General features: G+C 65.6%; 20 protein-coding genes, 7 tRNA genes and 1 pseudogene. 22 read left to right on the top strand and 6 right to left on the bottom strand.

Annotation, left to right across the window (positions count from 1 at the left end; genetic code table 11):
* Window positions 1-154 precede the first annotated feature (154 nt).
* The 10 genes from cyoA to F3J14_RS08485 all read left to right on the top strand — a co-directional run bounded on the left by cyoA (window position 155) and on the right by F3J14_RS08485 (window position 11431).
* Complete coding sequence (gene cyoA / locus F3J14_RS08530; protein ID WP_041489828.1) at window positions 155-1042, top strand: ubiquinol oxidase subunit II; 888 nt, start codon at window positions 155-157, stop codon at window positions 1040-1042.
* Window positions 1043-1045: 3 nt separating this feature from the next.
* Window positions 1046-3052, top strand: coding sequence for a cytochrome o ubiquinol oxidase subunit I (gene cyoB / locus F3J14_RS08525; RefSeq protein WP_166722600.1), 2007 nt, complete (start codon window positions 1046-1048; stop codon window positions 3050-3052).
* A complete protein-coding gene (cyoC, locus tag F3J14_RS08520; RefSeq protein ID WP_166722599.1) occupies window positions 3052-3660 on the top strand; it encodes a cytochrome o ubiquinol oxidase subunit III in 609 nt (202 codons plus the stop codon). The genes cyoB and cyoC overlap by 1 nt, the downstream gene beginning before the upstream one ends.
* A complete protein-coding gene (cyoD, locus tag F3J14_RS08515; RefSeq protein ID WP_006753713.1) occupies window positions 3661-3993 on the top strand; it encodes a cytochrome o ubiquinol oxidase subunit IV in 333 nt (110 codons plus the stop codon).
* A gap of 289 nt (window positions 3994-4282) precedes the next feature.
* Complete coding sequence (locus F3J14_RS08510; RefSeq protein WP_166722631.1) at window positions 4283-4663, top strand: hypothetical protein; 381 nt, start codon at window positions 4283-4285, stop codon at window positions 4661-4663.
* A gap of 223 nt (window positions 4664-4886) precedes the next feature.
* Window positions 4887-6770, top strand: coding sequence for an extracellular solute-binding protein (locus F3J14_RS08505; RefSeq protein ID WP_166722598.1), 1884 nt, complete (start codon window positions 4887-4889; stop codon window positions 6768-6770).
* Window positions 6771-6822: 52 nt separating this feature from the next.
* Complete coding sequence (locus F3J14_RS08500; protein WP_166722597.1) at window positions 6823-7866, top strand: ABC transporter permease subunit; 1044 nt, start codon at window positions 6823-6825, stop codon at window positions 7864-7866.
* A 48-nt stretch (window positions 7867-7914) separates the two neighbouring features.
* Window positions 7915-9012, top strand: a complete 1098-nt coding sequence (locus F3J14_RS08495) for an ABC transporter permease (RefSeq protein ID WP_006754533.1) — start codon at window positions 7915-7917, stop codon at window positions 9010-9012.
* A complete protein-coding gene (locus F3J14_RS08490) occupies window positions 9009-10631 on the top strand; it encodes a dipeptide ABC transporter ATP-binding protein (protein ID WP_166722596.1) in 1623 nt (540 codons plus the stop codon). The genes F3J14_RS08495 and F3J14_RS08490 overlap by 4 nt, the downstream gene beginning before the upstream one ends.
* A gap of 128 nt (window positions 10632-10759) precedes the next feature.
* A complete protein-coding gene (locus tag F3J14_RS08485; RefSeq protein WP_166722595.1) occupies window positions 10760-11431 on the top strand; it encodes a C40 family peptidase in 672 nt (223 codons plus the stop codon).
* A gap of 145 nt (window positions 11432-11576) precedes the next feature.
* Here the strand turns inward: F3J14_RS08485 and F3J14_RS08480 are convergent, their stop codons facing one another.
* Window positions 11577-12503 carry a patatin-like phospholipase family protein gene (locus tag F3J14_RS08480; protein WP_166722594.1) on the bottom strand — a complete coding sequence of 309 codons (927 nt, stop codon included), beginning with the start codon at window positions 12501-12503 and terminating at the stop codon, window positions 11577-11579.
* A 280-nt stretch (window positions 12504-12783) separates the two neighbouring features.
* Between F3J14_RS08480 and gltX the strand changes: the two genes are divergently transcribed.
* The 9 genes from gltX to F3J14_RS08435 all read left to right on the top strand — a co-directional run bounded on the left by gltX (window position 12784) and on the right by F3J14_RS08435 (window position 15982).
* Window positions 12784-14193 carry a glutamate--tRNA ligase gene (gene gltX / locus F3J14_RS08475; protein WP_166722593.1) on the top strand — a complete coding sequence of 470 codons (1410 nt, stop codon included), beginning with the start codon at window positions 12784-12786 and terminating at the stop codon, window positions 14191-14193.
* 123 nt (window positions 14194-14316) lie between these two features.
* Window positions 14317-14392: transfer RNA gene (locus tag F3J14_RS08470), tRNA-Ala, on the top strand.
* A 139-nt stretch (window positions 14393-14531) separates the two neighbouring features.
* Window positions 14532-14607, top strand: a tRNA-Glu gene (locus F3J14_RS08465).
* A gap of 79 nt (window positions 14608-14686) precedes the next feature.
* Window positions 14687-14763: transfer RNA gene (locus F3J14_RS08460), tRNA-Asp, on the top strand.
* 63 nt (window positions 14764-14826) lie between these two features.
* Window positions 14827-14902: transfer RNA gene (locus F3J14_RS08455), tRNA-Glu, on the top strand.
* Between the two features lie 80 nt (window positions 14903-14982).
* Window positions 14983-15059: transfer RNA gene (locus F3J14_RS08450), tRNA-Asp, on the top strand.
* 65 nt (window positions 15060-15124) lie between these two features.
* Window positions 15125-15200: transfer RNA gene (locus tag F3J14_RS08445), tRNA-Glu, on the top strand.
* Between the two features lie 73 nt (window positions 15201-15273).
* Window positions 15274-15350: transfer RNA gene (locus F3J14_RS08440), tRNA-Asp, on the top strand.
* Window positions 15351-15517: 167 nt separating this feature from the next.
* On the top strand, window positions 15518-15982 hold the full coding sequence (locus F3J14_RS08435; protein ID WP_006762691.1) for a GNAT family N-acetyltransferase: 465 nt from the start codon (window positions 15518-15520) through the stop codon (window positions 15980-15982).
* Between the two features lie 25 nt (window positions 15983-16007).
* Here F3J14_RS08435 and F3J14_RS08430 read toward each other — a convergent pair whose 3' ends face one another.
* Entirely contained in the window at window positions 16008-16889 is an 882-nt protein-coding gene (locus tag F3J14_RS08430) for a helix-turn-helix transcriptional regulator (protein WP_166722592.1), read from the bottom strand.
* Between the two features lie 309 nt (window positions 16890-17198).
* Between F3J14_RS08430 and F3J14_RS08425 the strand changes: the two genes are divergently transcribed.
* Window positions 17199-17612 carry a gamma-glutamylcyclotransferase family protein gene (locus F3J14_RS08425; RefSeq protein ID WP_166722591.1) on the top strand — a complete coding sequence of 138 codons (414 nt, stop codon included), beginning with the start codon at window positions 17199-17201 and terminating at the stop codon, window positions 17610-17612.
* Window positions 17613-17746: 134 nt separating this feature from the next.
* Here F3J14_RS08425 and aceB read toward each other — a convergent pair whose 3' ends face one another.
* Window positions 17747-19339, bottom strand: coding sequence for a malate synthase A (gene aceB, locus F3J14_RS08420; protein ID WP_166722590.1), 1593 nt, complete (start codon window positions 19337-19339; stop codon window positions 17747-17749).
* Window positions 19340-19406: 67 nt separating this feature from the next.
* The gene (locus F3J14_RS08415) at window positions 19407-20168 is read right to left on the bottom strand and encodes a haloacid dehalogenase type II (protein ID WP_166722589.1); all 762 of its coding nucleotides are present in this window, start codon (window positions 20166-20168) and stop codon (window positions 19407-19409) included.
* A gap of 154 nt (window positions 20169-20322) precedes the next feature.
* On the opposite strand from F3J14_RS08415, the gene F3J14_RS08410 reads away from it, so the two are divergent.
* Both F3J14_RS08410 and F3J14_RS08405 read left to right on the top strand, forming a co-directional pair.
* Complete coding sequence (locus F3J14_RS08410) at window positions 20323-21228, top strand: LysR family transcriptional regulator (protein WP_166722588.1); 906 nt, start codon at window positions 20323-20325, stop codon at window positions 21226-21228.
* Between the two features lie 159 nt (window positions 21229-21387).
* Window positions 21388-21822, top strand: a complete 435-nt coding sequence (locus tag F3J14_RS08405; RefSeq protein WP_006755353.1) for a universal stress protein — start codon at window positions 21388-21390, stop codon at window positions 21820-21822.
* Window positions 21823-22042: 220 nt separating this feature from the next.
* Here F3J14_RS08405 and aceA read toward each other — a convergent pair whose 3' ends face one another.
* Both aceA and F3J14_RS08395 read right to left on the bottom strand, forming a co-directional pair.
* Window positions 22043-23350, bottom strand: a complete 1308-nt coding sequence (aceA, locus tag F3J14_RS08400; protein ID WP_166722587.1) for an isocitrate lyase — start codon at window positions 23348-23350, stop codon at window positions 22043-22045.
* 346 nt (window positions 23351-23696) lie between these two features.
* Window positions 23697-23824, bottom strand: a pseudogene (locus F3J14_RS08395) (hypothetical protein); the annotation flags it as partial.

The following is a 23824-nucleotide window of genomic DNA, read 5'->3' as shown; positions in this document are numbered from 1 at the left end:
CCGCGACAATCTGTCTCACAACAGATTCTGCAATGATGATTTGCCGCATCCACCGGTTTTTCATCGCACCCGCGCGACGTATGATTCGGCCACTTTCGTGGATCGAATGCGCATCGGGCATACGCAACAGATTCAATGACCCTCGGGCGGTGTGATGAAAAGAAGAGCTTCAAAAGGCTGGATTGCGCTGATGTCGATCGGCGCGGCGCTAAGCCTGTCAGGTTGTAAGTTAGATGTACTAAATCCGAAAGGAAGCGTCGGCGCTGCCGAAAAGGCGCTGATCGCCACCTCGACATGGGCGATGCTGGTCGTCGTCGTGCCGGTGATCCTGCTCACGCTGTGGTTCGCGTGGCGTTACCGCGCATCGAACCGCAACGCCACCTATGCGCCGAACTGGTCGCACTCGACCGCGATCGAGGTCGTGATCTGGACGGTGCCGACGCTGATCATCCTGTTCCTCGGCGTGCTCACGTGGAAAACCACGCATGAGCTCGATCCGTACAAGCCCCTCGAGTCGTCGGTGAAGCCGATCGACGTCGAGGTCGTCGCGCTCGACTGGAAGTGGCTGTTCATCTACCCGGAACTCGGCATCGCGTCAGTGAACCAGCTCGCGATTCCGGTCGGCACGCCGGTGAACTTCCGCATCACGTCGGATTCGGTGATGAACTCGTTCTTCATTCCGCAGCTGGGCGGCCAGGTCTACGCGATGGCCGGCATGCAGACGCGCCTGCACCTGATCGCCGACGAAGCCGGCGACTACGCGGGCACGTCCGCCAACTTCAGCGGCCGCGGCTTCTCCGACATGAAGTTCCGCACGCTCGCCGAGCCGCGCGAGCAGTTCGACGCATGGGTGCAGAAGGTGAAGGCCTCGCCCGAGCGGCTCGACGCGACCGTGTACGGCACCGTCGCGCAGCCGAGCGAGAAGGCGCCCGTGCGCTACTTCTCGTCGGTCGATCCGCGGCTCTTCCACAACATCATCGCGAAATACAACGACGGCCACGTTCTCGACCTGAAGGACGCCGCCTGCGGCACGAAGGGGTAACGCATGTTCGGAAAACTCACACTATCGGCGATCCCGTTCGATCAGCCCATCATCATGGTGGCCGGCGCCTTCATGGGGCTGGTCGTGCTGGGCATCCTCGCCGCGCTGACGATCACCGGCCGCTGGAAGTGGCTGTGGACGGAATGGCTGACGACGGTCGACCACAAGAAGCTCGGCGTGATGTACATCATCGTCGCGCTGATCATGCTGCTGCGCGGCTTCGCCGACGCGATCATGATGCGCATGCAGCTCGCGCTCGCGTACAACGCGCCCGGCTACCTGCCGCCGCACCACTATGACCAGATCTTCACGGCACACGGCGTGATCATGATCTTCTTCATGGCGATGGTGTTCATGGTCGGCCTGATGAACCTGGTCGTGCCGCTGCAGATCGGTGCGCGTGACGTCGCGTTCCCGTTCATCAACTCGCTGTCCTTCTGGATGACGGCGGTCAGCGCGATCCTGATCAACGTGTCGCTCGTGATCGGCGAGTTCGCGCAGACGGGCTGGCTCGCGTATCCGCCGCTCTCGGAGCTGCAGTTCAGTCCGGGGGTAGGGGTCGACTACTACCTGTGGGCGCTGCAGATCTCGGGCGTCGGCACGCTGCTGACCGGCGTGAACTTCTTCGTGACGATTATCAAGATGCGCGCGCCGGGCATGACGCTGATGAAGATGCCCGTGTTCACGTGGACGGCCCTCTGCACGAACGTGCTGATCATGGCGTCGTTCCCGATCCTGACCGCGACGCTCGCGCTGCTCGGCCTGGACCGTTACCTCGGCATGCACTTCTTCACGAACGAAGCCGGCGGCAACGCGATGCTGTACCTGAACCTGATCTGGGCGTGGGGCCATCCGGAGGTGTACATCCTGATCCTGCCGGCGTTCGGCATCTTCTCGGAAGTCATCGCGACGTTCTCGAAGAAGCCGCTGTTCGGCTACAAGACGATGGTGTACGCGACTTGCGCGATCATGGTGCTGTCGTTCCTCGTGTGGCTGCATCACTTCTTCACGATGGGGTCCGGTGCGAACGTGAACGCGTTCTTCGGCATCATGACGATGATCATCGCGATCCCGACCGGCGTGAAGGTATTCAACTGGCTGTTCACGATGTACCGCGGCCGGATCGAATTCACGACGCCCGTGCTGTGGACGATCGGCTTCATGGTCACGTTCACGCTCGGCGGCATGACCGGCGTGATGATGGCGATTCCGGGCGCGGACTTCGTGCTGCACAACAGCCTGTTCCTGATCGCGCACTTCCACAACGTGATCATCGGCGGCGTGCTGTTCGGTTATCTCGCGGGCTTCAACTACTGGTTCCCGAAGGCGTTCGGCTTCAAGCTGAACGAGAAGCTCGGCAAGGCCGCGTTCTGGTTCTGGCAGGTCGGCTTCTACGTCGCGTTCGTGCCGCTCTACGTGCTCGGCTTCATGGGCATGACGCGTCGTCTGAACCACTACGACAACCCGGCGTGGCATCCGTGGCTGCTGGTCGCCGCGTTCGGCGCCGTGCTGATCGCGATCGGCATCGCTTGCCAGCTGCTGCAACTGGTCGTCAGCATCCGCAACCGCAACCTGCCGGCGTATCGCGACACCACGGGCGATCCGTGGGGCGGCCGCACGCTGGAATGGGCGACCTCGTCGCCGCCGGCCGACTACAACTTCGCGGTGCTTCCGCAAGTGCGCACGCTGGACGCGTACGCCGACATGAAGGCACGCGGCGACGGCCGGCCGAACCCGGCGACGATCCGCGACATCCACATGCCGTCGAACACGTGTGCGGGTCTCGTCATCGCGGTCTTCAGCCTGGTGCTCGGCTTCGCGCTGGTATGGCACATCTGGTGGATGGCGATCGGCGGACTGGTCGGCATCATCGCGACGCTCGTGGTCTACAGCTCGCGTGACAACGACGGCTACTACATCCCCGCGTCGAAAGTGCGCAAGATCGAAGAGAAGCAACCGGCGGCGCGCGTGGCCACGCGTGTCGACGACGTGGAACTGGAGGCCAACTGATGCTGCAGAAAACCTTGAGCGCAACCCTGCTCGAGCACGACGACCATCCGCCGTCGCACTCGGTGTTCGGCTTCTGGCTGTACCTGATGACCGACTGCGTGATCTTCGCGGCGCTGTTCGCGACGTTCGCGGTGCTCGGCAACCAGCACGCGGGCGGTCCGACCGCGAAGGACCTGTTCGACATTCCGGGCGTCGCGGTCGAAACCGCCGCGCTGCTGCTGTCGAGCATCACCTACGGCTTCGCGATGCTGGCCGCGTACAAGCAGCGGCGCGGCGCGCTGCTCGCGTGGCTCGCGGTGACGTTCGTGCTCGGCGCGGCGTTCCTCGCGATGGAACTGCGCGAGTTCTCGCACCTGATCGCGGATGGCGCGGGCCCGCAGCGCAGCGCGTTCCTGTCCGCGTTCTTCACGCTGGTCGGCACGCACGGGCTGCACGTGACGGCCGGCCTGCTGTGGATGATCGTGCTCGCGGCGCAGATCGTATTGCGCGGCGGTGACCTGACCGACCGCGACCTGCGGCGCCTGACGTGCCTGAGCCTTTTCTGGCACTTCCTCGACATCGTGTGGATCTGCGTGTTTTCTTTTGTCTATCTTGCGAGCGTGATCTAAATGGCCCATTCGCATTCGTCTCAACTCGAAGAAGGGCACGGCAGCGTCGGCGGCTATGTCGCCGGGTTCATCCTGTCGGTGCTGCTCACGGCCGCGTCGTTCGGCCTCGTGATGGGCGGCGTGCTGTCGCCGCACGCATCGCTGATCGCGCTGGCCGCGCTCGCGCTCGTGCAGATCGTCGTGCACCTCGTGTACTTCCTGCACATGAACGGCTCGTCCGGCCAGCGCTGGAACGTGATGGCGTTCAGCTACACCGTGCTGACCGCGGCGATCCTGATCGTCGGCACGCTGTGGGTGATGCACAACGTGAGCATGAACATGATGTCGCGCTGAGCGGCATCGCGGCGCAGCGGACGATCTCCATGCGCATTCGTCACGGCCTGGAATAGGTTGACAGTATCCAGGCGCTGGAACGCCCGATGCACTGCGTCGGGCGTTTTGTATTTCCGCGGGCAATGTGGTCCGGCGGGCGCGGCGCGGCGGCTCGCAGTCAATTGTTACAAGACGTTAGCTGCGCTTCCGGTTGCCATCCCGCGCATCAGTTCTTACAAACTTGAAATATGCGGGCACGGTGCTTGCCGTTATAGTCGAATCACACATGAAACAACTCGAAGAGGAATCCATGAAGACTTTGCGTGTTGCCTCGCTCTTGACCGGTATGACGGCCTTGCTCGTGTCGGGCGCAGCAATGGCGGGAGTCAATGTCGGGATCAACGTCGGCGTGCCGGCTCCGGTCTACGTCGCGCCGGCGCCCGTGTATGCGCCGCCGCCTCCGCCGGTCGTCTACCAGCCGGCGCCCGTGTATGCACCGGCGCCCGTCTATGCACCGGCGCCCGTCTATGCGCCGGCACCGGCGATCGTGATCGGCTGGCACGGCGATCGCTACTGGGACGGCCGCCGCTACTGGGGGCGCGACGAGTGGTATCGCCGTCACGGCCGCGGCTGGGGCGACGATCGTCGTCACGATCACTGGGATAACGGCCGCCACAACGGCTGGCGCTGATCGACAGATGGCGCACAGGGTGCACATCGCGCACGCGTGACGCGTGCGCCGCGTCAGCAGAAAACCGCCCGCGTGGCGGTTTTCTTTTGCCCGCGCCGGCCGCGCGCGGAGGTCGCGGCGCGGTAACGTCACGCACGACCGCGCCGCAAGCTGGCTCGGCGTCGAATTGAATGGGTAGAATCGACCTACGTTCCATCCCCTCAATCGACCCACAAGGGCCTCTATGACGAAGGGTTCGCCCCGGACCGCCGCCGCGCGCATCCGTTCCGGCGCCGCGCAGGCGGTCCGCGCCGCCGGCCGCACCGCAGCAGTATGGGCAATACAGGCGGTACTGGCCGCGACGGCCGCGCATGCGGCGTATGCGATTGCGCAGTACGGCGAGCCGAAATATCCGCCGGGCTTCAGGCATTTCGACTACGTGAACCCGGATGCGCCGAAGGGCGGCACGCTCGTGCTCGCGAATCCGAGCCGGCTGACGTCGTTCGACAAGTTCAATCCGTTCACGATGCGCGGCAACCCCGCGCCGGGCATCGATACGCTGTTCGAGAGCCTCACGACCGGCAGCTCGGACGAACCGGCGTCCGCCTACGGGCTGCTCGCCGACGACATCGAGATCGCGCCGGACCGCCGCTCGGTCACGTTCCACCTGAACCCGCGCGCGCGCTTCTCGAACGGCGACCCGGTCACGGCCGACGACGTCAGGTTTTCGTTCGACACGCTGAAGAGCAAGCAGGCCGCGCCGCAGTTCGGCGCGTATTTCGCTGAAATCGCGAAGGCCGTCGTGATCGACCGCGCGACCGTGCGGTTCGAATTCCGCAGCGCGAACCGCGAGCTGCCGCTGATCGCCGGCGGCGTGCCGGTGTTCTCGCGCAAGTGGGGGCTGCGCGCGGACGGTTCGCGGATTCCGTTCGACCAGCTCGCGTTCGAGCAGCCGATCGGCAGCGGCGCGTATCTGATCGAGCGCCACGACAACGGCCGCACCATTACGTACCGGCGCAATCCCGCGTACTGGGGCGCCGACCTGCCGGTGCGGGTCGGCACCCACAACTTCGAGCGGATCGTCTACAAGCTGTACGGCGATGGCGTCGCGCGTCTCGAGGCGTTCAAGGCCGGCGAGTACGACGTGCTGGTCGAATACATCGCGCGCAACTGGACGCGGCGCGACGTCGGCAAGCGCTTCGACAGCGGCGAGCTCGTCAAGCGCGAATTCCGCCAGCACAACGGCGCGGGCATGCAGGGTTTCTTCATGAACCAGCGCCGGCCGCTGTTTCGCGACGTGCGCGTGCGCCAGGCGCTCGATCTCGCGTTCGACTTCGAATGGCTGAACCGCCAGTTGTTCTATGGCGCATACACGCGCCTCGACAGCTATTTCGCCGACACCGACCTGCAGGCGACCGGCACGCCGGGCCCGGGCGAGCTGAAGCTGCTGGAGCCGCTGCGCGCGCAGCTCGACCCGGCCGTGTTCGGCCCGATGGTCTCGCAACCGAGCACGAACCCGCCGGGCTCGCTGCGCGCGAACCTGCTGAAGGCACGCGCGCTGCTCGCGCAGGCCGGCTGGACCTACCGTGACGGCGCGCTGCGCAACGCGCAGGGCGAGCCGTTCGAGTTCGAGATCCTCGACGATTCGGGCGCGGCGATGGAAGGCATCGTGACGGCCTATCGGCGCAATCTCGCGAAGCTCGGCATCGAAGCGCGCTTTCGCACGGCCGATTACGCGCTGCTGCAAAAGCGGCTCGACGCGTTCGACTACGACATGACGACGGTCCGCCTGCCGGGCGTGCAGGTGCCGGGTGCCGAGCAGTTCTCGCGCTACGCCAGCAAGTTCGCCGACGAGCCGGGCTCCGACAACCTCATCGGTCTTAAGTCGCCGGCCGTCGACGCGTTGCTGCATGCACTTGGCACCGCGCAGACGCGCGATGACCTGCTCGACGCGACGCATGCGCTCGACCGCGTGCTGATGCACGGCTATTACGCGGTCCCGCAGTGGTACAGCACGACGCACCGGATCGCCTACAAGCGCACGCTCGGCTATCCGCAAACGCTGCCGCTGTACTATTCGGCCGAGGGCTGGGTCGTGTCGACCTGGTGGGCCAAGCCCGGCCACTGAAGCACGCCGGCCCTTCGTTCAACCCAGCCTATCGATCGCGAGTCGCCACCCTATGTGGAGCTACATCCTCAAACGCCTGCTGCTGATGATCCCGACGCTCGTCGGCGTGCTCACGCTCACGTTCGCCGTGATCCAGTTCGTGCCGGGCGGCCCGGTCGAACAGGCCGTGCAGGAACTGCGCAAGGGCGCGACGGAGCAGGGCGCGACGCCGTTCGGGATGCGTGCGCATACCGGCGTCGACGCGCAGCAGCTCGCGCAGCTCAAGGCGCTGTACGGCTTCGACAAGCCGCCGCTCGAGCGCTACTGGCTTATGCTCAAGCGCTTCGCGCGCTTCGATCTCGGCGACAGCTACTTCCGCCACCAGAGCGTGTGGTCGCTGATCGTGCAGAAGCTGCCGGTGTCGATCAGCATCGGGTTGTGGACGTTCTTCGTCACCTACCTGATCTCCGTGCCACTCGGCATCGCGAAGGCCGTGCGCAACGGCTCGCCGTTCGACGTCGCGACGAGCCTCGTCGTGCTGGTCGGCTATGCGATCCCGGGCTTCGTGCTCGGCGTGCTGCTGCTCGTGCTGTTCGGCGGCGGCTCGTTCTGGCAGCTGTTTCCGCTGCGCGGGCTCACGTCGGACAACTTCGCGCAGCTGTCGCTCGGCGGCAAGGTGCTCGACTATCTGTGGCACATCGCGCTGCCGATCACGGCGTCGGTCGTCGGCAGCTTCGCGGTCATCACGATGCTCACGAAGAACGCGTTCCTCGACGAGATCCGCAAGCAGTACGTGCTGACCGCGCGCGCGAAAGGGCTCGCCGAGCGCACCGTGCTGTGGAAGCACGTGTTCCGCAACGCGATGCTGCCGCTGATCGTCGGCTTTCCGGCCGCATTCATCGGCGCGTTCTTCACGGGCAGCCTGCTGATCGAGACGCTGTTCTCGCTCGACGGCCTCGGGCTGCTGTCGTACGAGTCGGTCGTGCGGCGCGACTACCCGGTCGTGCTCGGCACGCTGTACCTGTTCACGCTGATCGGGCTCGCGACCAAGCTGGTCTCCGACCTCTGCTACGTGTGGGTCGACCCGCGCATTCAATTCGACAACCTGGAGCGCTGACATGAAACGAGCCATCCGCATGCCTGGCGCGATCGGGCGAGGATCGCGATGAACCGGGCCGTCGTGTCGTCCCGCCTCGACGCCGCGCGTGCGCGCGTGTCGCCGTCGCCCGCGCGCCGCGTCTGGCAGCGCTTTCGCCAGCAGCGCCTCGGCTACTGGAGCTTCGTGATCTTCTTCGTCGCGTTCGCCGCGAGCCTCGCGGCGCCGCTGTGGTCGAACGACAAGCCGCTCGTCGTGCGCTACGACGATCACTACTATTTCCCGATGTTCCATGCGTACCCCGAGACGACCTTCGGCGGCGACTTCCCGGCGCAGGCCGACTATCTCGATCCGTACGTGCGCAAGCGGCTCGAGGCGCCGGGCAACTTCGTCGTCTATCCGCCGAACCGCTATTACTACGACACGCTGAACTACTTCTCGAGCGTGCCGAACCCGGCGCCGCCGTCGCGCGAGAACTGGCTCGGCACCGATGCGCAGGGGCGCGACCTGCTCGCGCGGCTCGTGTACGGGTTCCGCGTGTCGGTCGAGTTCGGGCTGATCCTGACCGTGATCGGTACGCTGCTCGGGATCGCCGCGGGCGCGGTGCAGGGTTTCTTCGGCGGGCGCATCGACATCGTCGGACAGCGGCTGATCGAGATCTGGAGTTCGCTGCCGGAGCTTTACCTGCTGATCATCTTCGCGTCGATCTTCGAGCCGAGCTTCCTGCTGCTGATCGTGCTGCTGTCGCTGTTCGGCTGGATCGGCCTGGCCGACTACGTGCGCGCCGAATTCCTGCGCAACCGTACTCAGGACTACGTGCGCGCGGCCCGCGCGATGGGGCTCACGAACTGGCAGATCATCTGGCGCCACGTGCTGCCGAACAGCCTGACGCCCGTGATCACGTTCCTGCCGTTCCGGATGAGCGGCGCGATCCTCGCGCTCACGAGCCTCGACTTCCTCGGGCTCGGCGTGCCGCCGCCGACGCCGAGCCTCGGCGAACTGCTCGCGCAGGGCAAGGGCAACCTCGACGCGTGGTGGATCTCGCTGTCGACGTTCGGTGTGCTGGTCGCGACGCTGCTGCTGCTGACCTTCATGGGCGACGCGCTGCGCAACGCGCTCGACACGCGAATCGCCGACTCGGTGCGCGCGGCGGGAGGCCAGCGATGAGCGACACGGTCGTATCGAAATCGGGCGAACCACTGCTGTCGCTCGAGCATCTGCATGTGCGCTTCGGCGACACGGTGGCCGTCGACGACGTGACGCTCGCGATCGGTCGCGGCGAGCGCGTCGCGCTCGTCGGCGAGTCGGGCTCGGGCAAGAGCGTGACCGCGCTGGCGATCCTGCGGCTGCTGCGCGATGCCGACGTGAGCGGCACGATCCGCCTTGCCGGACAAGACCTCGCCGGCAAGAGCGAGCGCGAGATGCGCGGGCTGCGCGGCTCGGACATCGCGATGATCTTCCAGGAGCCGATGACGGCGCTCAACCCGCTGTATACGATCGGCGCGCAGATCGGCGAGACGATCGTGCTGCACGACGGCGTGACGGCGGCCGAGGCGCGCAAGCGCGCGATCGCGCTGCTCGCGCGCACGGGCATCGCGGAGCCGGAGAAGCGCGTGGACAGCTACCCGCACCAGTTGTCGGGCGGGCAGCGGCAGCGCGCGATGATCGCGATGGCGCTCGCGTGCCGGCCGCGCCTGCTGCTCGCGGACGAGCCGACCACCGCGCTCGACGTGACGATCCGCGCGCAGATTGTCGACCTGCTGCTCGAACTGCAGCGGGAGGAGGCGGAAAAGCGCGGGATGGCGATCCTGCTGATCACGCACGACCTGAACCTCGTGCGGCACTTCGCCGAGCGGGTCGCGGTGATGGAGCGCGGCAAGCTGGTCGAAAGCGGGTCGGTCGAGCGGATATTCGCGGAGCCGGAGCATCCGTATACGCAGCGGCTGCTGAACAGCCGCCCGCAGCGCGCGGTCGTGCCTGTGATGCCAATTGCGCCCGTCGTGCTCGACGCGCGCCACGTCAGCGTGCAGTTCGCGCGCAAGCGGCCGGGCTTCGCGGGCTGGTTCGGCACGGTGCCCGTGACGGCGGTCGCGGACGTGTCCGTGTCGGTGCGGCAGGGCGAGACGCTCGGCATCGTCGGCGAATCGGGGTCCGGCAAGTCGACGCTCGCGATGGCGCTGCTCGGGCTGCAGAAGACAGCGCAGGGCGAAATCGAATTCCAGGGGCGCGCGCTGTCGACCTATCGCGGCCGGGAACAGACCGCGCTGCGCTCGAACATGCAGGTCGTCTTTCAGGATCCCTTCAGTTCACTTTCTCCGCGTCACACGATCGAGCGGATCGTCGGCGAGGGGCTCGAACTGCATCGTCCGGAACTGACGCCGGACGCGCGCCGCGCGAAGTCGCTGGCCGTGCTGCGGGAAGTGGGGCTCGACCGCACGGTGCTGCATCGTTATCCGCACGAATTCTCGGGCGGCCAGCGCCAGCGGATCGCGATCGCGCGCGCGCTCGTGCTGGAGCCGCGCATCCTGATCCTCGACGAGCCGACGTCCGCGCTCGACGTGTCGATCCAGCAGCAGGTGCTGAAACTGCTCGCGAATTTGCAACAGAAATACAACCTCGGCTATGTGTTCATCAGCCACGACCTGGAGGTGATCGGCGCGATGGCGCACCGCGTGGCGGTAATGCAGGAGGGGGTCGTCGTGGAGTCGGGAGAGGTCGCCGAGATCTTCGCCAGACCGTCACATCCTTACACACAAAAGCTGTTGAAAGCGGTCTGGAAAGCGTGATAGGCCGCCAATGGTCTGACCATCTCGATTGTATTTATTAATTTGTTTTGACAAACGATTACGCGCTGGCTAGTATCGACCGAAATTTTCCGCCAATCAGCTGATTTTTAAGCAAATTCCATCGTCCAATGCAGCATCGATCCTTGACCCAGGCATGCGCGCGCACCATCGCCGGGCTCTTCATCGGCGCCCTGTTCGCAGCAGCTCCCGGCGCGTTCGCCGACGAAGTCAGCAGTTTTAACCAGAATGCCACCAATTCGACTCAGATCGGGTCGGGTTCCTCCCTCCAGCAGACCAGCGCGCAGCCGTCAAGCGGCGGTGCAAAGTCGTTCCTCGCCGGCATGGCGGGCAAGGCAGGCGACGTGGTCGTCGGCGCGCTCAACATGATCGGCGTGCGCTATCGCTGGGGCGGCAACTCGCCGGATTCGGGCCTCGACTGCAGCGGCTTCGTGCGTTACGTGTTCCAGGACACGCTCGGCATGTCGCTGCCGCGCCGTGCGGAAGAAATGAGCCGCGTGGGTGAAAAGGTCAGCATGAGCAACCTCAAGCCGGGCGACCTCGTGTTCTTCAACACGATGCGCCGTACGTTCTCGCACGTCGGCATCTACATCGGCGACAACAAGTTCGTGCATTCGCCGTCGACGGGCAGCACCATTCGCGTCGACGATCTCGACAGCGGCTACTGGGAAAAGCGGTTCACCGGCGCGCGCCGGCTCGAATCGGAGTTTCCGATGAAGGCCGACGACTTGCGCCAGCGCGTGCGCGCGACGATCGGCGACGACGCGAACGGCAGCAACTGACGCTCGCCGGCGCTCCGCCGGATCAAAAAACCCTGTCACCGAAAGGCGGCAGGGTTTTTTGTTTTGCGGCACGCGGAACCGGCGGGCGGCCGTGTCACCGTGGGCGGTGCGCGCCGTCATGCGTCGCGCACCGCGCTGAGCCCGATTACGCTGTCGCGACGCCGCGGGCAGCCGCGAGCTTGCGCTGCAGCTCGGGCATGATGCGTGCGACGGCTTCCTCGCCCGCGAGGATGGCCGCGTTGCGCTGGTTGAAGTCGCTGCCGCCCATCGCCGCGAGGTTCGGGCGGATTACCACGTCCGCGTACTTGTCGAGCTCGTAGGACTTGATCGTCTGGCCCATGATCGTGAAGGTCTGCAGCAGCATCTCGATCGGGTTGTTGGTCGCCGCGCCGTCCGGCCGCGCCGAGATATCGACCGCGATCACGAAGCTCGCGCCCATCTTGCGCGCGAATGACGCGGGTACCGGGCTCACGAGGCCGCCATCGACGTACTCGCGGTTGCCGATCCTCACCGGTTCGAACACCGACGGCACGCTGCACGACGCGCGCACCGCGAGCCCCGTATTGCCTTGCTGGAACAGGATCGGCTGGCCACTCTGCAGATCCGTCGCGACGATGCCGAGCGGCTTCGCCATCTTCTCGATCGGACGGTTGTTGAGCGTCTTGTTCAGGAAGTTCTGCAGCGCGACGCCCTGCAGCAATCCGCGTGAGCGGAACGGTAGCGCCCAGTCGCTGATCGACGCCTGATCCATGTCGAGCGCGATCTTGTTGATTTGCAGCGCGCTCATCCCGGACGCATAGAGCGCGCCGACCACCGAACCCGCGCTCGTGCCCGCGACGATCTCGACCGGGATGCCGCGTGCCTCGAGCGCCTTCAGCACGCCGATGTGCGAGAAACCGCGGGCGGCGCCGCCGCCGAGCGCGATGCCGATCTTCACGGGCTTTTCGTGCGACTGCGCGGAATTCGCGGCGTTGTCGGGACGGGACTTGTCGCCGAACGACGTACAGGCGGCGAGGCTGGCGGACGCGCACGCGATCGTGAAGTGACGGCGCGACAGGCGAGGGGACGACATCGATTGATTCTCCGGCGGCTTGGCGGCGGGCCGTTCGGCCCGCGGCGGCGATAGGTTCCGAGCGGCCGTGCGGCGGGATCCGGGCGGCCGGCGCGGCGCCGACTGGCGGCCGCGGCGCGCACATCATAAAGCAAGCGGCGCGCTTGGCGCGAAGACCGGCGCGAGTATAATTCCGGCTTCTTTCCCGTTCCGGGCGCGGCCGGCCCCATTGCTGTCCGGGCTGCCGCCGTCGATCCCGCGTCGAATCATTCATGCGCCCCAGGCGTTCGAGTTACCGTTTATGACCCGTCCTGTCCGTACCCGCTTCGCGCCGAGTCCCACCGGCTTCATCCACCTCGGCAACATCCGCTCCGCGCTCTATCCGTGGGCGTTCGCCCGCAAGATGAAGGGCACGTTCGTGCTGCGTATCGAGGATACCGACGTCGAGCGTTCGTCGCAGGAAGCCGTCGACGCGATCCTCGAAGGGATGCAGTGGCTCGGCCTCGATTTCGACGAAGGCCCGATCTACCAGATGCAGCGGATGGACCGCTATCGCGAGGTGCTCGCGCAGATGCTGGAGAAGGGCCTCGCGTACCCATGCTACATGTCGGCAGAGGAACTCGACGCGCTGCGCGAACGCCAGCGCGAGGCCGGCCTGAAGCCGCGCTACGACGGCACGTGGCGTCCGGAGCCGGGCAAGGTGCTGCCCGAGCCGGCGGCCGGCGTGAAGCCGGTGCTGCGTTTCCGCAACCCGCTGACCGGCACGGTCGTGTGGGACGACGCGGTGAAGGGCCGTGTCGAGATCTCGAACGAGGAGCTCGACGACCTCGTGATCGCGCGCCCGGACGGCACGCCGATCTACAACTTCTGCGTGGTCGTGGACGACATGGACATGAACATCACGCACGTGATCCGTGGCGACGACCACGTGAACAACACGCCGCGCCAGATCAACATCCTGCGCGCGCTCGGCGGCGAGCCGCCCGTCTATGCGCACCTGCCGACCGTGCTGAACGAGCAGGGCGAGAAGATGAGCAAGCGGCATGGCGCGATGAGCGTGACGGCTTATCGTGACGCCGGCTTCCTGCCGGAGGCCGTCGTCAACTATCTCGCGCGTCTCGGCTGGTCGCACGGCGACGCTGAAATCTTCTCGCGCGAACAGTTCGTCGAATGGTTCGACCTCGAGCATCTCGGCAAGTCGCCCGCGCAGTACGACCACAGCAAGCTGAGCTGGCTCAACGCCCACTACATCAAGGAAGCCGACAATGCGCGCCTCGCCGCGCTGGCGAAACCGTTCCTCGACGCGCTCGGCATCGAGGACGCGGCGATCGCGACGGGTCCCGCGCTCGACGCGGTGGTTGGCCTGATGAAGGATCGCGCGACGACGGTCAAGGAGATCGCCGAAGGCGCCGCGATGTTCTACCGTGTGCCGGCGCCGGACGCCGACGCACTCGCGCAGCACGTGACCGATGCGGTGCGTCCGGCGCTGGCCGACCTCGCCGCCGCACTGAAGGCGGCCGACTGGACGAAGGAAGCCGTGTCTGCGGCGCTGAAGGCGACGCTCGGCACGCACAAGCTGAAGATGCCGCAGCTCGCGATGCCGGTGCGCCTGCTGGTGGCGGGCACGACGCATACGCCGTCGATCGACGCGGTGCTCGTGCTGTTCGGTCGCGATGTCGTGGTGTCGCGTATCGAGGCCGCGCTGGCCTGAGGGCGGGAGCGAGGCCGTCCGCGCGTGAGGGCGGCGCGGCTTCGCAAAAAATTTCGCTCGAATCGCAAAAAGGGTATTTACAAGTTCAAATTCGGTCCATATAATCTCATTTCTGTTCTGCAAGGGGGTATAGCTCAGCTGGGAGAGCGCTTGCATGGCATGCAAGAGGTCAGCGGTTCGATCCCGCTTACCTCCACCATCAGAGCAGAATGGATTGAGTTGTGAAGCAGTGGCAGTAGTAATAAATGCTTCACAAAATGATTTAAAGCAGTTAGAATTTCGGCCTTCGCTGTTGCGGTGAGTGAATAGCGAAAGTCAGACAGATCTGAAAAGATTATGTCCCCTTCGTCTAGAGGCCTAGGACATCACCCTTTCACGGTGAGTACAGGGGTTCGAATCCCCTAGGGGACGCCAGATTCAGCGGCGTTTCGTAGAAGTGTCGCGAGGCTTGCAGAACGTAACCGACGTCCTGCAGGTAACGGTGCAGAAAGTTGGAGCGGTAGTTCAGTCGGTTAGAATACCGGCCTGTCACGCCGGGGGTCGCGGGTTCGAGTCCCGTCCGCTCCGCCAGAACGAAGCCCGTTCAAGACGTTTTTGAGCGGGCTTTTGTATTAAGGATGTAAGCAGTACGCTGTCCCCTTCGTCTAGAGGCCTAGGACATCACCCTTTCACGGTGAGTACAGGGGTTCGAATCCCCTAGGGGACGCCAGGATTCAGCGGCGTTTCGTAGAAGTGTCGCAACGCTTGCAGGACGTGAACGTGGTCCTGCAGGTGGTGGTGCAGAAAGCTGGAGCGGTAGTTCAGTTGGTTAGAATACCGGCCTGTCACGCCGGGGGTCGCGGGTTCGAGCCCCGTCCGCTCCGCCAGAACCAAGCCCGTTCAAATGAACGTTTTGAACGGGCTTTTGTATTAAAGATGTAAGCAGTACGTTGTCCCCTTCGTCTAGAGGCCTAGGACATCACCCTTTCACGGTGAGTACAGGGGTTCGAATCCCCTAGGGGACGCCAGATTTCGGCGTCGTTCGAACAAACGATGCGCCGGCAGGAAGTAACCGACGCCTGCCAGGCAAGAAGCAACACTGGAGCGGTAGTTCAGTTGGTTAGAATACCGGCCTGTCACGCCGGGGGTCGCGGGTTCGAGTCCCGTCCGCTCCGCCAGAAAATGAGAAAGCCCGCCTTGTGCGGGCTTTTTCATTTGTATTTCCATTCGTGCCCGCTTGCGGGCGCGTGACGCATCACCGGTTGCGCGCCGCTACGAGAAATTCGCGATTGCATCCGCCCGCGACTGCGCTATCGTGGCGGAATGCGTTCTTGACCCCCGCGCGATGCTCGATCCGACCGACCTGCGATTGCTGTATCAGCTCCGGCCCGCGGAGCCTGGCGATTTTCCGTTTGCCGAGGCGCTGACGCACGGCAACATGGGCGGCTATTACAAGCGCCATGGACTCGTCTGGCGCAGCGACCTGTTCTATGCGAGCTGGCGCGAATCCGAAAACTTCATCCTGGAAGCCGACGGGGAACGCATCGGCGTGCTGCGTGTGACCGAGGAGGGCGATTCGCTCCACATTCGCGATGTGCAGATTGCAGCCGGTCATCGCGGTCAGGGCGCCGGCACCTACATGCTCGACATGTCGCTGCGCTGGGCGCGCGCCCGCGGGCTGCACGAACTGCAGTTGCGCGTGTTCGTCGACAATCCGGCCGCGCGGCTCTACCAGCGCATGGGCTACCGCGTCACCGGGCCGAGGCTGGCGCAGCTCGGCTCGATCCGCCACATGGTGCGTACGGTCTGAGCGAGTAACTGCGACGCGGCGACGGTCAGCGGGCGGTGCCGAACGGGTCGTCGTCGTCGAGGGCGTCGTCCGTCGCGATATTGTCTTCCGCGCCGCGGTGCTCGTAGCCGCGCAGCATGAACGCGCGCGGGCTTTCGCCGAACGCGCGCCGGAACATCGCCGAAAACGCACTCTGGCTCTGGTAGCCGAGCTCGCGCGCGATATGCGACAGCGGACGCCCCTGATTCAACAGCGGAATCGCGCGCGCGAGCAGCGCCTGCTGCCGCCACTGCGAAAAACTCACGCCCAGTTCCTGCTTGAAGAGCCGCGAAATCGTGCGCGTGCTCGCGCCGACCTCGCTTGCCCAGTGCTCGAGCGATTCCGCATGCGCCGGCTGCGCGAGGACCGACTCGCACAGCATGCGCAGGCGTTTCTCGTCGGGCATCGGCACCGCAAGCGGCAGCGGTTCGGCGCGGCTCAGCTCGTCGAGCACGAGCCCGCACAGCAGCCGCTCGCGCGCCTCGCTCAGGTCGCGCGCGTCGAGCGCGACGATCAGTTCGCGCAGCAAGCCCGTCACCTCGACCACCCGGCATGCATCGAGCCCGTCCGGCACGATCGACTCGTCGATATACAGCGTGCGCAGATACGCCTCCTCGACGATCACGACTTCATGCGTGATGTGCGGCGGCACCCAGATCGCGCGGGACGGCGGCACCATCCACGTCGTCCCGGTCGTCGCGACGCGCAACACCCCGCGCGACGCGTACGCGAGCTGCGCCCACGCATGCGTGTGCAGCGGGATCCGGCGGCCGGCATCCACCTGCCGCGCCCGGACGCGCATCGGGTGGACGCGGGTCGGCGCGAACTCGGGCGGGATGTCGATGACGTCGTAGGGGTTCGATGTGTCGGCTTGGGCAGGCGGATTCATGGACGACTCGGTCGGCGCGGCGGCGATGCCGTTATTTTAGAAGGCGCCGCGCAGGCGCATGCGGCGGTTTTGCGGCCGATAATGCACCGTTCAAATGAACTTTGTATGGGGCCGCGTGCATTCCAGCCGCGCGCAAGTTTGGGTCTGCACGACGCGTCGGGCCAAAAAACATCGGGCCGCGATCGCGGTCTACCGATGCGGCCGCGTTGTCGCGCGAGCGGTGCCCCGAACACCCTGAAGACGCCGGTGCCCGCGGCGCGGCCACGACGGCCCGGCATGGCAACACCTGAATCGAAGAGGAGAACCACGATGCGCCACGTATTCGTCTACGGCACGTTGAGAGCGGGAGAAGCCAACGACATCGGCCATGCGGCCGCGCGGCACGGGATCGCCGCGCCGACGCTACTCGGTGCGGCCGCGCTGCCGGGCGAACTGTACGATTTCGGCACGTACCCGGGCATGATTGCCGGGCCGGCCGGCCAGTCGCTCGTATGGGGCGACGTCTACGAGATCGACGAGCAGTTGATGCCCGTGCTCGACGAGATCGAGCGCGTCTATCCGGGCGTCGACACGCTGTTCCGGCAGGAGCCGGTGACCGTCGAGCTCGGCGGCCGTAAATACGCGTGCGTCTACTATCCAATCGCCGCGCATGCGGCAGCCGACCGTCCGCGCATCGCGTCGGGCGACTGGGTTCAGCACCGGCGCGAGCGGGAAACCGCCTGAGCGTCCGCGCGGCAAACCGCGCGGCGTCGCAAAGAAAAAGCGCCCAGCCGGGCGCTTTTTTCATGCCGCCGGGTGGTGCGACCGGCGGCGGGCAGGGTGGGCACGACCAGGGCCGGCAGGACCGGCCCGCGCCGTCAGATTTCCTCGTACAGCGGCAGCGTCAGGAATTCGGTGAAGCCTTCCGACGTCGACATCTGTTCGAAGATCGCCGCGGCACGTTCATAGGGCTGCGTGTTGCCGCCGACGGAACGCTTCACGTTGTCGAGCTCGGCCTTCGCGAATTCGCGCACGAGTTCCGCCGTGACCTTGCGGCCGTCGTCGAGCACGCCCTTCGGCGAGCGGATCCACTGCCATACCTGCGAGCGGGAGATTTCGGCGGTGGCCGCGTCTTCCATCAGGTTATGGATCGGCACGCAGCCGTTGCCGTCGAGCCACGCGCCGAGATAGTGGATGCCGACGTTGATGTTGTTGCGCAGGCCGGCTTCGGTGATCGGCGCTTCAGGCTGGAAGTCGAGCAGGTTCTTGCCTTCGATCTGCACGTCGTCGCGCTGCTTTGCGATCTGGTTCGGCCTGTCGCCGAGCACCTTGACGAATTCCTCCATCGCGATCGGCACGAGGCCCGGGTGCGCGACCCAGCCGCCGTCGTAGCCGTCGGTCGCGTCGCGCTGCTTGTCCGAGCGCACGCCGCCCATCGCCTTGTCGTTCGCCTGCGGATCGTTCTTGATCGGAATCAGTGCGCTCATCCCGCCGATTGCCGGTGCGTTGCGCTTGTGGCAGGTCTTCAGCAGCAGCAGCGCGTACGCGCGCATGAACGGCACCGTCATCGTGATCTTCGCGCGGTCGGCCAGGCAGAAGTCGCGATCGTTCTTGAACTTCTTGATCGCCGAGAAGATGTAGTCCCAGCGGCCGGCGTTCAGGCCCGAGCTGTGTTCGCGCAGCTCGTACAGGATCTCGTCCATCTCGAATGCGGCGAGGATCGTCTCGATCAGCACCGTCGCGCGGATCGTGCCGCGCGGCACGCCGACCGCTTCCTGTGCCGCGACGAAGATGTCGTTCCACAGGCGAGCCTCGTGATGGCTTTCCATCTTCGGCAGGTAGAAGTACGGGCCCGAGCCGCGCGCGATCAGTTCCTTCGCGTTATGGAACAGGAACAGCGCGAAATCGAAGATGCCGCCGGACACGCGCTGGCCGTCGACCGTCACGTGCTTCTCGTCGAGGTGCCAGCCGCGCGGACGCACGATCAGCGTCGCGACCTTGTCGTTCAGCCGGTACGACTTGCCGTTCTGCTCGAGCGAGATCGTGCGGCGCACCGCGTCCTTCAGGTTGATCTGGCCGTCGATCTGGTTCGTCCAGCTCGGCGCGTTCGAGTCCTCGAAGTCCGTCATGTACGAGTCGGCGCCGGAGTTCAGCGCGTTGATGATCATCTTGCGCTCGACGGGGCCCGTGATCTCGACACGGCGGCATTGCAGGTCGGCCGGCAGCGGCGCGACCTTCCAGTCGCCTTCGCGGATTGCCTTCGTGTCGGCCAGGAAATCGGGGCGTTCGCCGGCGTCGAGGCGCTTGGTGCGTTCGACGCGGGCCTGCAGCAGCGTCTGGCGGCGCGGCTCGAACGTACGGTGCAGCGCCGCGACGAGTGCGAGCGCTTCAGGCGTCAGGATTGCTTCGTAACCCGGCTTGATTTCGCCGGTGATCGCCATGCCTTGCGGCAGCGTGATCGGGGTGCTCATGAGTCTCATCTCCTTGGTCGGTCAGTTGCGGTTTCGATGAAGGGGGAAGGCGGCAGCGCCGCGAACGTCATGCGCCCGGGCCGGGGCGCGCGCGGTTCGCGGGTCTGCCGGACGGAGCCGGGGTGGCGAGGAAGGCGAGCAGATCGGCCATGCCGCTGCCGGTGCCGTCGGGCGGCGCGCCGAGTTCCTCGGCGGGGGCGCCCGTGCGGTTGAGCCAGAACGTCGTGTAGCCGAACCAAGCGGCCCCCGCGACGTCCCAGGCGTTTGACGATACGAACACGATGCCGCGCGGGTTCGGCCCGAACGCGGCGGTGCCGAGCGCGTAGACGGCCGGACTCGGCTTGTACGCGCGCACCGTGTCGGCCGACAGCACGCGATCGAACAGCCCGATCATGCCGGCGCTCTTGATCGCGATGTCGAGCATCTCCGGGTTGCCGTTCGACAGGATCGCGAGCGGCGGGCGCGGTTCGAGCGCGCGCAGCTTGCGCAGCGCGGGCACCGTGTCGGGATAGGTGGACAGGCACGCGTACTCGTCCATCAGCCGCTTCTCGGCCGCGCTGTTCAGCGCGAGGCCGAGCACGCGCGCGGCGAACCGCAGCGCGTCGAGCGTGATGTCGCGAAACGGGCGATAGCGGGCGCCGGCCGGATCGGCGAGCGTGCGCAACTGCGAGTATTCGATTTGCTTGCGTCGCCACAGCTGCGACAACCGCTCCCCGTGACCGGGAAACATTTGCTCCGCCGCGGCCACGACCGCATGCACGTCGAACAACGTGCCGAATGCGTCGAAGAGGATTGCGTCGGGAGAGGAGAGTGTCGTTGTGGCCGACATAGCCTTGCGCTCCAGTTTCAGAGGTCGAGTCGATTCTATTCGTGATCACATGTACTAAAAAAGACGGTAATCATCACTTGATCTTTTACTTTCATATACCTAATCTGGAGCGGCTTAAGCTATTTCAAGGGCGGGATGGCCGTCCTTTCGAGTCATGGACCGGTTCAAACAGATCGAAACGTTCGCCGCGGTCGCGGCGAAGGGCAGCCTGTCGGCGGCCGCGCACGCGGAAGGCGTCGCGCCGGCGATCATCGGCCGCCGCCTCGACGCGCTCGAGGAGCGGCTCGGCGTCAAGCTGCTGGTGCGGACGACGCGCAAGCTCACGCTGACCTTCGAGGGGTCGGCCTTCCTCGAGGATTGCCAGCGGATCATCAACGACATGCAGAACGCGGAGGCGAGCGTGTCTGCCGGCGGCGTGAAGGCGAGCGGCCACCTGCGCATTTCCGCGCCGGCCGGCTTCGGGCGGCGCCACGTCGCGCCGCTCGTGCCCGAGTTCAGCGGCGCACATCCGGACGTATCGGTCACGCTCGACCTGTCCGACCGGATAGTCGACCTCGTCAACGAAGGGTTCGATTGCGCGGTGCGGCTCGGCGAGCTGCCCGATTCGTCGCTGGTGTCGCTGAAGCTCGGCGAGAACCGGCGCGTGTGCGTTGCGTCTCCGGCGTATCTCGAGCGGCGCGGCACGCCCGCCACGCTCGCCGAACTTGCGCGCCACAACTGCCTCGCCCTTGCCGCGAACGCAAACCAGCAGCGCGGCTGGGCGTTCCAGGAGGACGATAAGGTCGTGTCGATCCGGGTGAACGGCACGATGGAATGCTCGGACGGCGCGGTGCTGCACGAGTGGTGCCTCGCCGGCTACGGCCTGGCATGGCGATCGTGGTGGGAGGTCGGCGACGACATCGCGGCCGGCCGCCTCGTCAGCGTGCTCGATGCGTTCGCGGCGCCGCCGATCGGTATCCACGCAGTGTTTCCGCAGCGGCGCCACCTGCCGCTGCGCGTGCGGCTGTTTCTCGATTACCTGAAACATACGTACGAGCGGCCCGGGTATTGGGGCGAGTAGGGCGCGCCCGCCCGCGCGTTTCCGATATGAGGGCGAACCCGCTGACGGCGCCGGCCGCCCGGTTTCGCGCACTACAATCGAAACTGGCATGCGCGACGCGCCGGGGCCGGCCCGCATGGGTTCGCGGCGCGCGCGGTGCGTCTGACGCAGGAGGGCGCGATGTTCCGGCACATCCTCGTTCCAACCGACGGTTCCGAACTGTCGCAGAAGGCGATCGACGGCGCGATCGACCTGGCGCGCGCGGTCGGCGCGCAGGTCACGGCCTACGCGTGCCTGCCGCAGTATCCGTACTCGCCGTTTTCCGAAGTGATCATCGAGCCGCCCGCCGATTTCCGGGCGCGCAGCGAGCGTGAGGCGCGCGCGCACCTCGACGAGGTGCAGGCGGCCGCGAAGGCGGCCGGCGTCGTCTGCGACAGCTGGACGAGCGTGCATCCGTCGCCGTACCTCGGCATCATCGAGGCGGCCGAACGCGGCGGCTGCGACGTGATCTTCATGGCGTCCCACGGACGTCGCGGGCTCGGCAGCCTGCTGATCGGCAGCGAGACGCAGCGCGTGCTGACCCATACGAAAATTCCGGTGATCGTCTATCGGTAGCGGCGACGTCGTCCGTGGCCGCGCGGGCGGCGGCACGGCAGCGCCGCTGAAAAAGGGCGCGCCGGACGAAGCCGGCGCGCGTCGTTGCTGGCGGCCGCAGGCCGCGCGGCGGGTCGCGCGTGTCACCGCGCGCCTGCCGTCTCCTCCCTGATTTTTGTTCTGTGCGGCCGATGCCGCACCGTCGCGTGACGGGCGGGCATCGGCGTGACGCTTTCGCGCGTTACGCGACCTTCTTGCCGTCGAAGAACTGTTCGTCCTCGGTCGAGCCGTGCAGCGCGGTCGTCGATGCCTCGCGCTCGACCGTCTGCGTCACCGCATCGAAGTAGCCGGTGCCGACTTCGCGCTGGTGCTTGACGGCCGTGAAGCCCTTGTCGGCCGCCGCGAACTCGGCCTGCTGCAGTTCGACGAACGCGCTCATCTGCGTGCGGGCATAGCCGTGCGCGAGGTTGAACATCGAGTAGTTCAGTGCATGGAAGCCGGCCAGCGTGATGAACTGGAACTTGTAGCCCATCGCACCCAGTTCCCTCTGGAACTTCGCGATCGTCGCGTCGTCGAGGTTCTTCTTCCAGTTGAACGAAGGCGAGCAGTTGTACGACAGCATCTTGCCCGGGAACTGCTTGTGGATCGCTTCCGCGAACTTCTTCGCGTACTCGAGATCCGGCTTGCCCGTTTCGCACCAGACCAGGTCGGCGTACGGCGCATACGCGAGGCCGCGCGAGATCGCCTGCTCGATGCCCGGCTTCGTGCGGAAGAAGCCTTCGACCGTACGCTCGCCCGTCAGGAACGGTTTGTCGTTGTCGTCGATGTCGGACGTGATCAGGTCCGCTGCTTCCGCGTCGGTCCGCGCGACCAGCACGGTCGGCGTGCCCATCACGTCAGCGGCGAGACGCGCTGCCGACAGCTTCGCGACGGCCTCGCGCGTCGGCACGAGCACCTTGCCGCCCATGTGGCCGCATTTCTTCACCGACGCAAGCTGGTCTTCGAAGTGGACGCCCGATGCGCCTGCCTCGATCATCGCCTTCATCAGTTCGAACGCGTTCAGCACGCCGCCGAAGCCGGCTTCCGCGTCCGCGACGATCGGCGCGAAGAAGTCGACGTAACCTTCGTCGCCCGGGTTCTTGCCTTCGGACCACTGGATCTGGTCGGCACGCGTGAGCGTGTTGTTGATGCGCTTGACGACGAGCGGCACCGAGTTCGCCGGGTACAGCGACTGGTCCGGGTACATTTCGCCCGCGACGTTCGCGTCGCCGGCCACTTGCCAGCCCGACAGGTAGATCGCCTTGAGACCGGCCTTCACCTGCTGCATCGCCTGGTTGCCGGTCAGCGCGCCGAGCGCGTTGACGAACGGCTCTTCGTTCATGAGGCTCCACAGCTTTTGCGCGCCGCGCTTGGCCAGCGTGTGCTCGACGGCGATCGAGCCGCGCAGGCGAACCACGTCGTCAGCGGTGTAGCTGCGCTTGATGCCCTTCCAGCGCGGATCGGTTTCCCATTGCTTTTGCAGTTCCTGCGCCTGTTGCTGTCGCGACATGATGAGCTCCTTGATACGGTGCGTTGCCTGATGAGTCGAATCGGACGGTGATGATGCTGTTCTCGAAGCGGAGCGGGACGCGTGCCGTTTCGTGAAGTCTTGTATAAGAGTCTAGGCAAACCGATCGACGTGAAACAGGGGCTATCTCAGGAAGCTCGAAATTTTTTAATCGTTATGAATCAAATGGTTGCTAATCACGTTTCGCAATGAGAAACGATTTTTCCCATCTCGCAATCATGAGGTTGTGCCGCGCAGCATGATTTTTTACGACGCAAAAAAATTTTTCGCATCGTGAAATTTGGTGCGGGACGAAAAAAAACCGGCGCGGGTGCGCCGGTCTGCCGTATGGGCGATAGCCGGTCGTCCTGAGCTGCGCACCGAGCGTGACGAGAAAGAAACCGAACAGCAGGATCGAGCTCACCGCGTAGCCGACGTTCAGCGTCATCGACAGCAGGTCGCCGCCGGTTTCGCCGA

The organism is Burkholderia sp. Tr-862 (assembly GCF_011753085.1).
GTDB lineage: Bacteria > Pseudomonadota > Gammaproteobacteria > Burkholderiales > Burkholderiaceae > Burkholderia > Burkholderia ambifaria.
The sequence above is the reverse complement of the archived record's forward strand: the minus strand, read 5'-3'. Positions and strand labels throughout refer to the sequence as shown.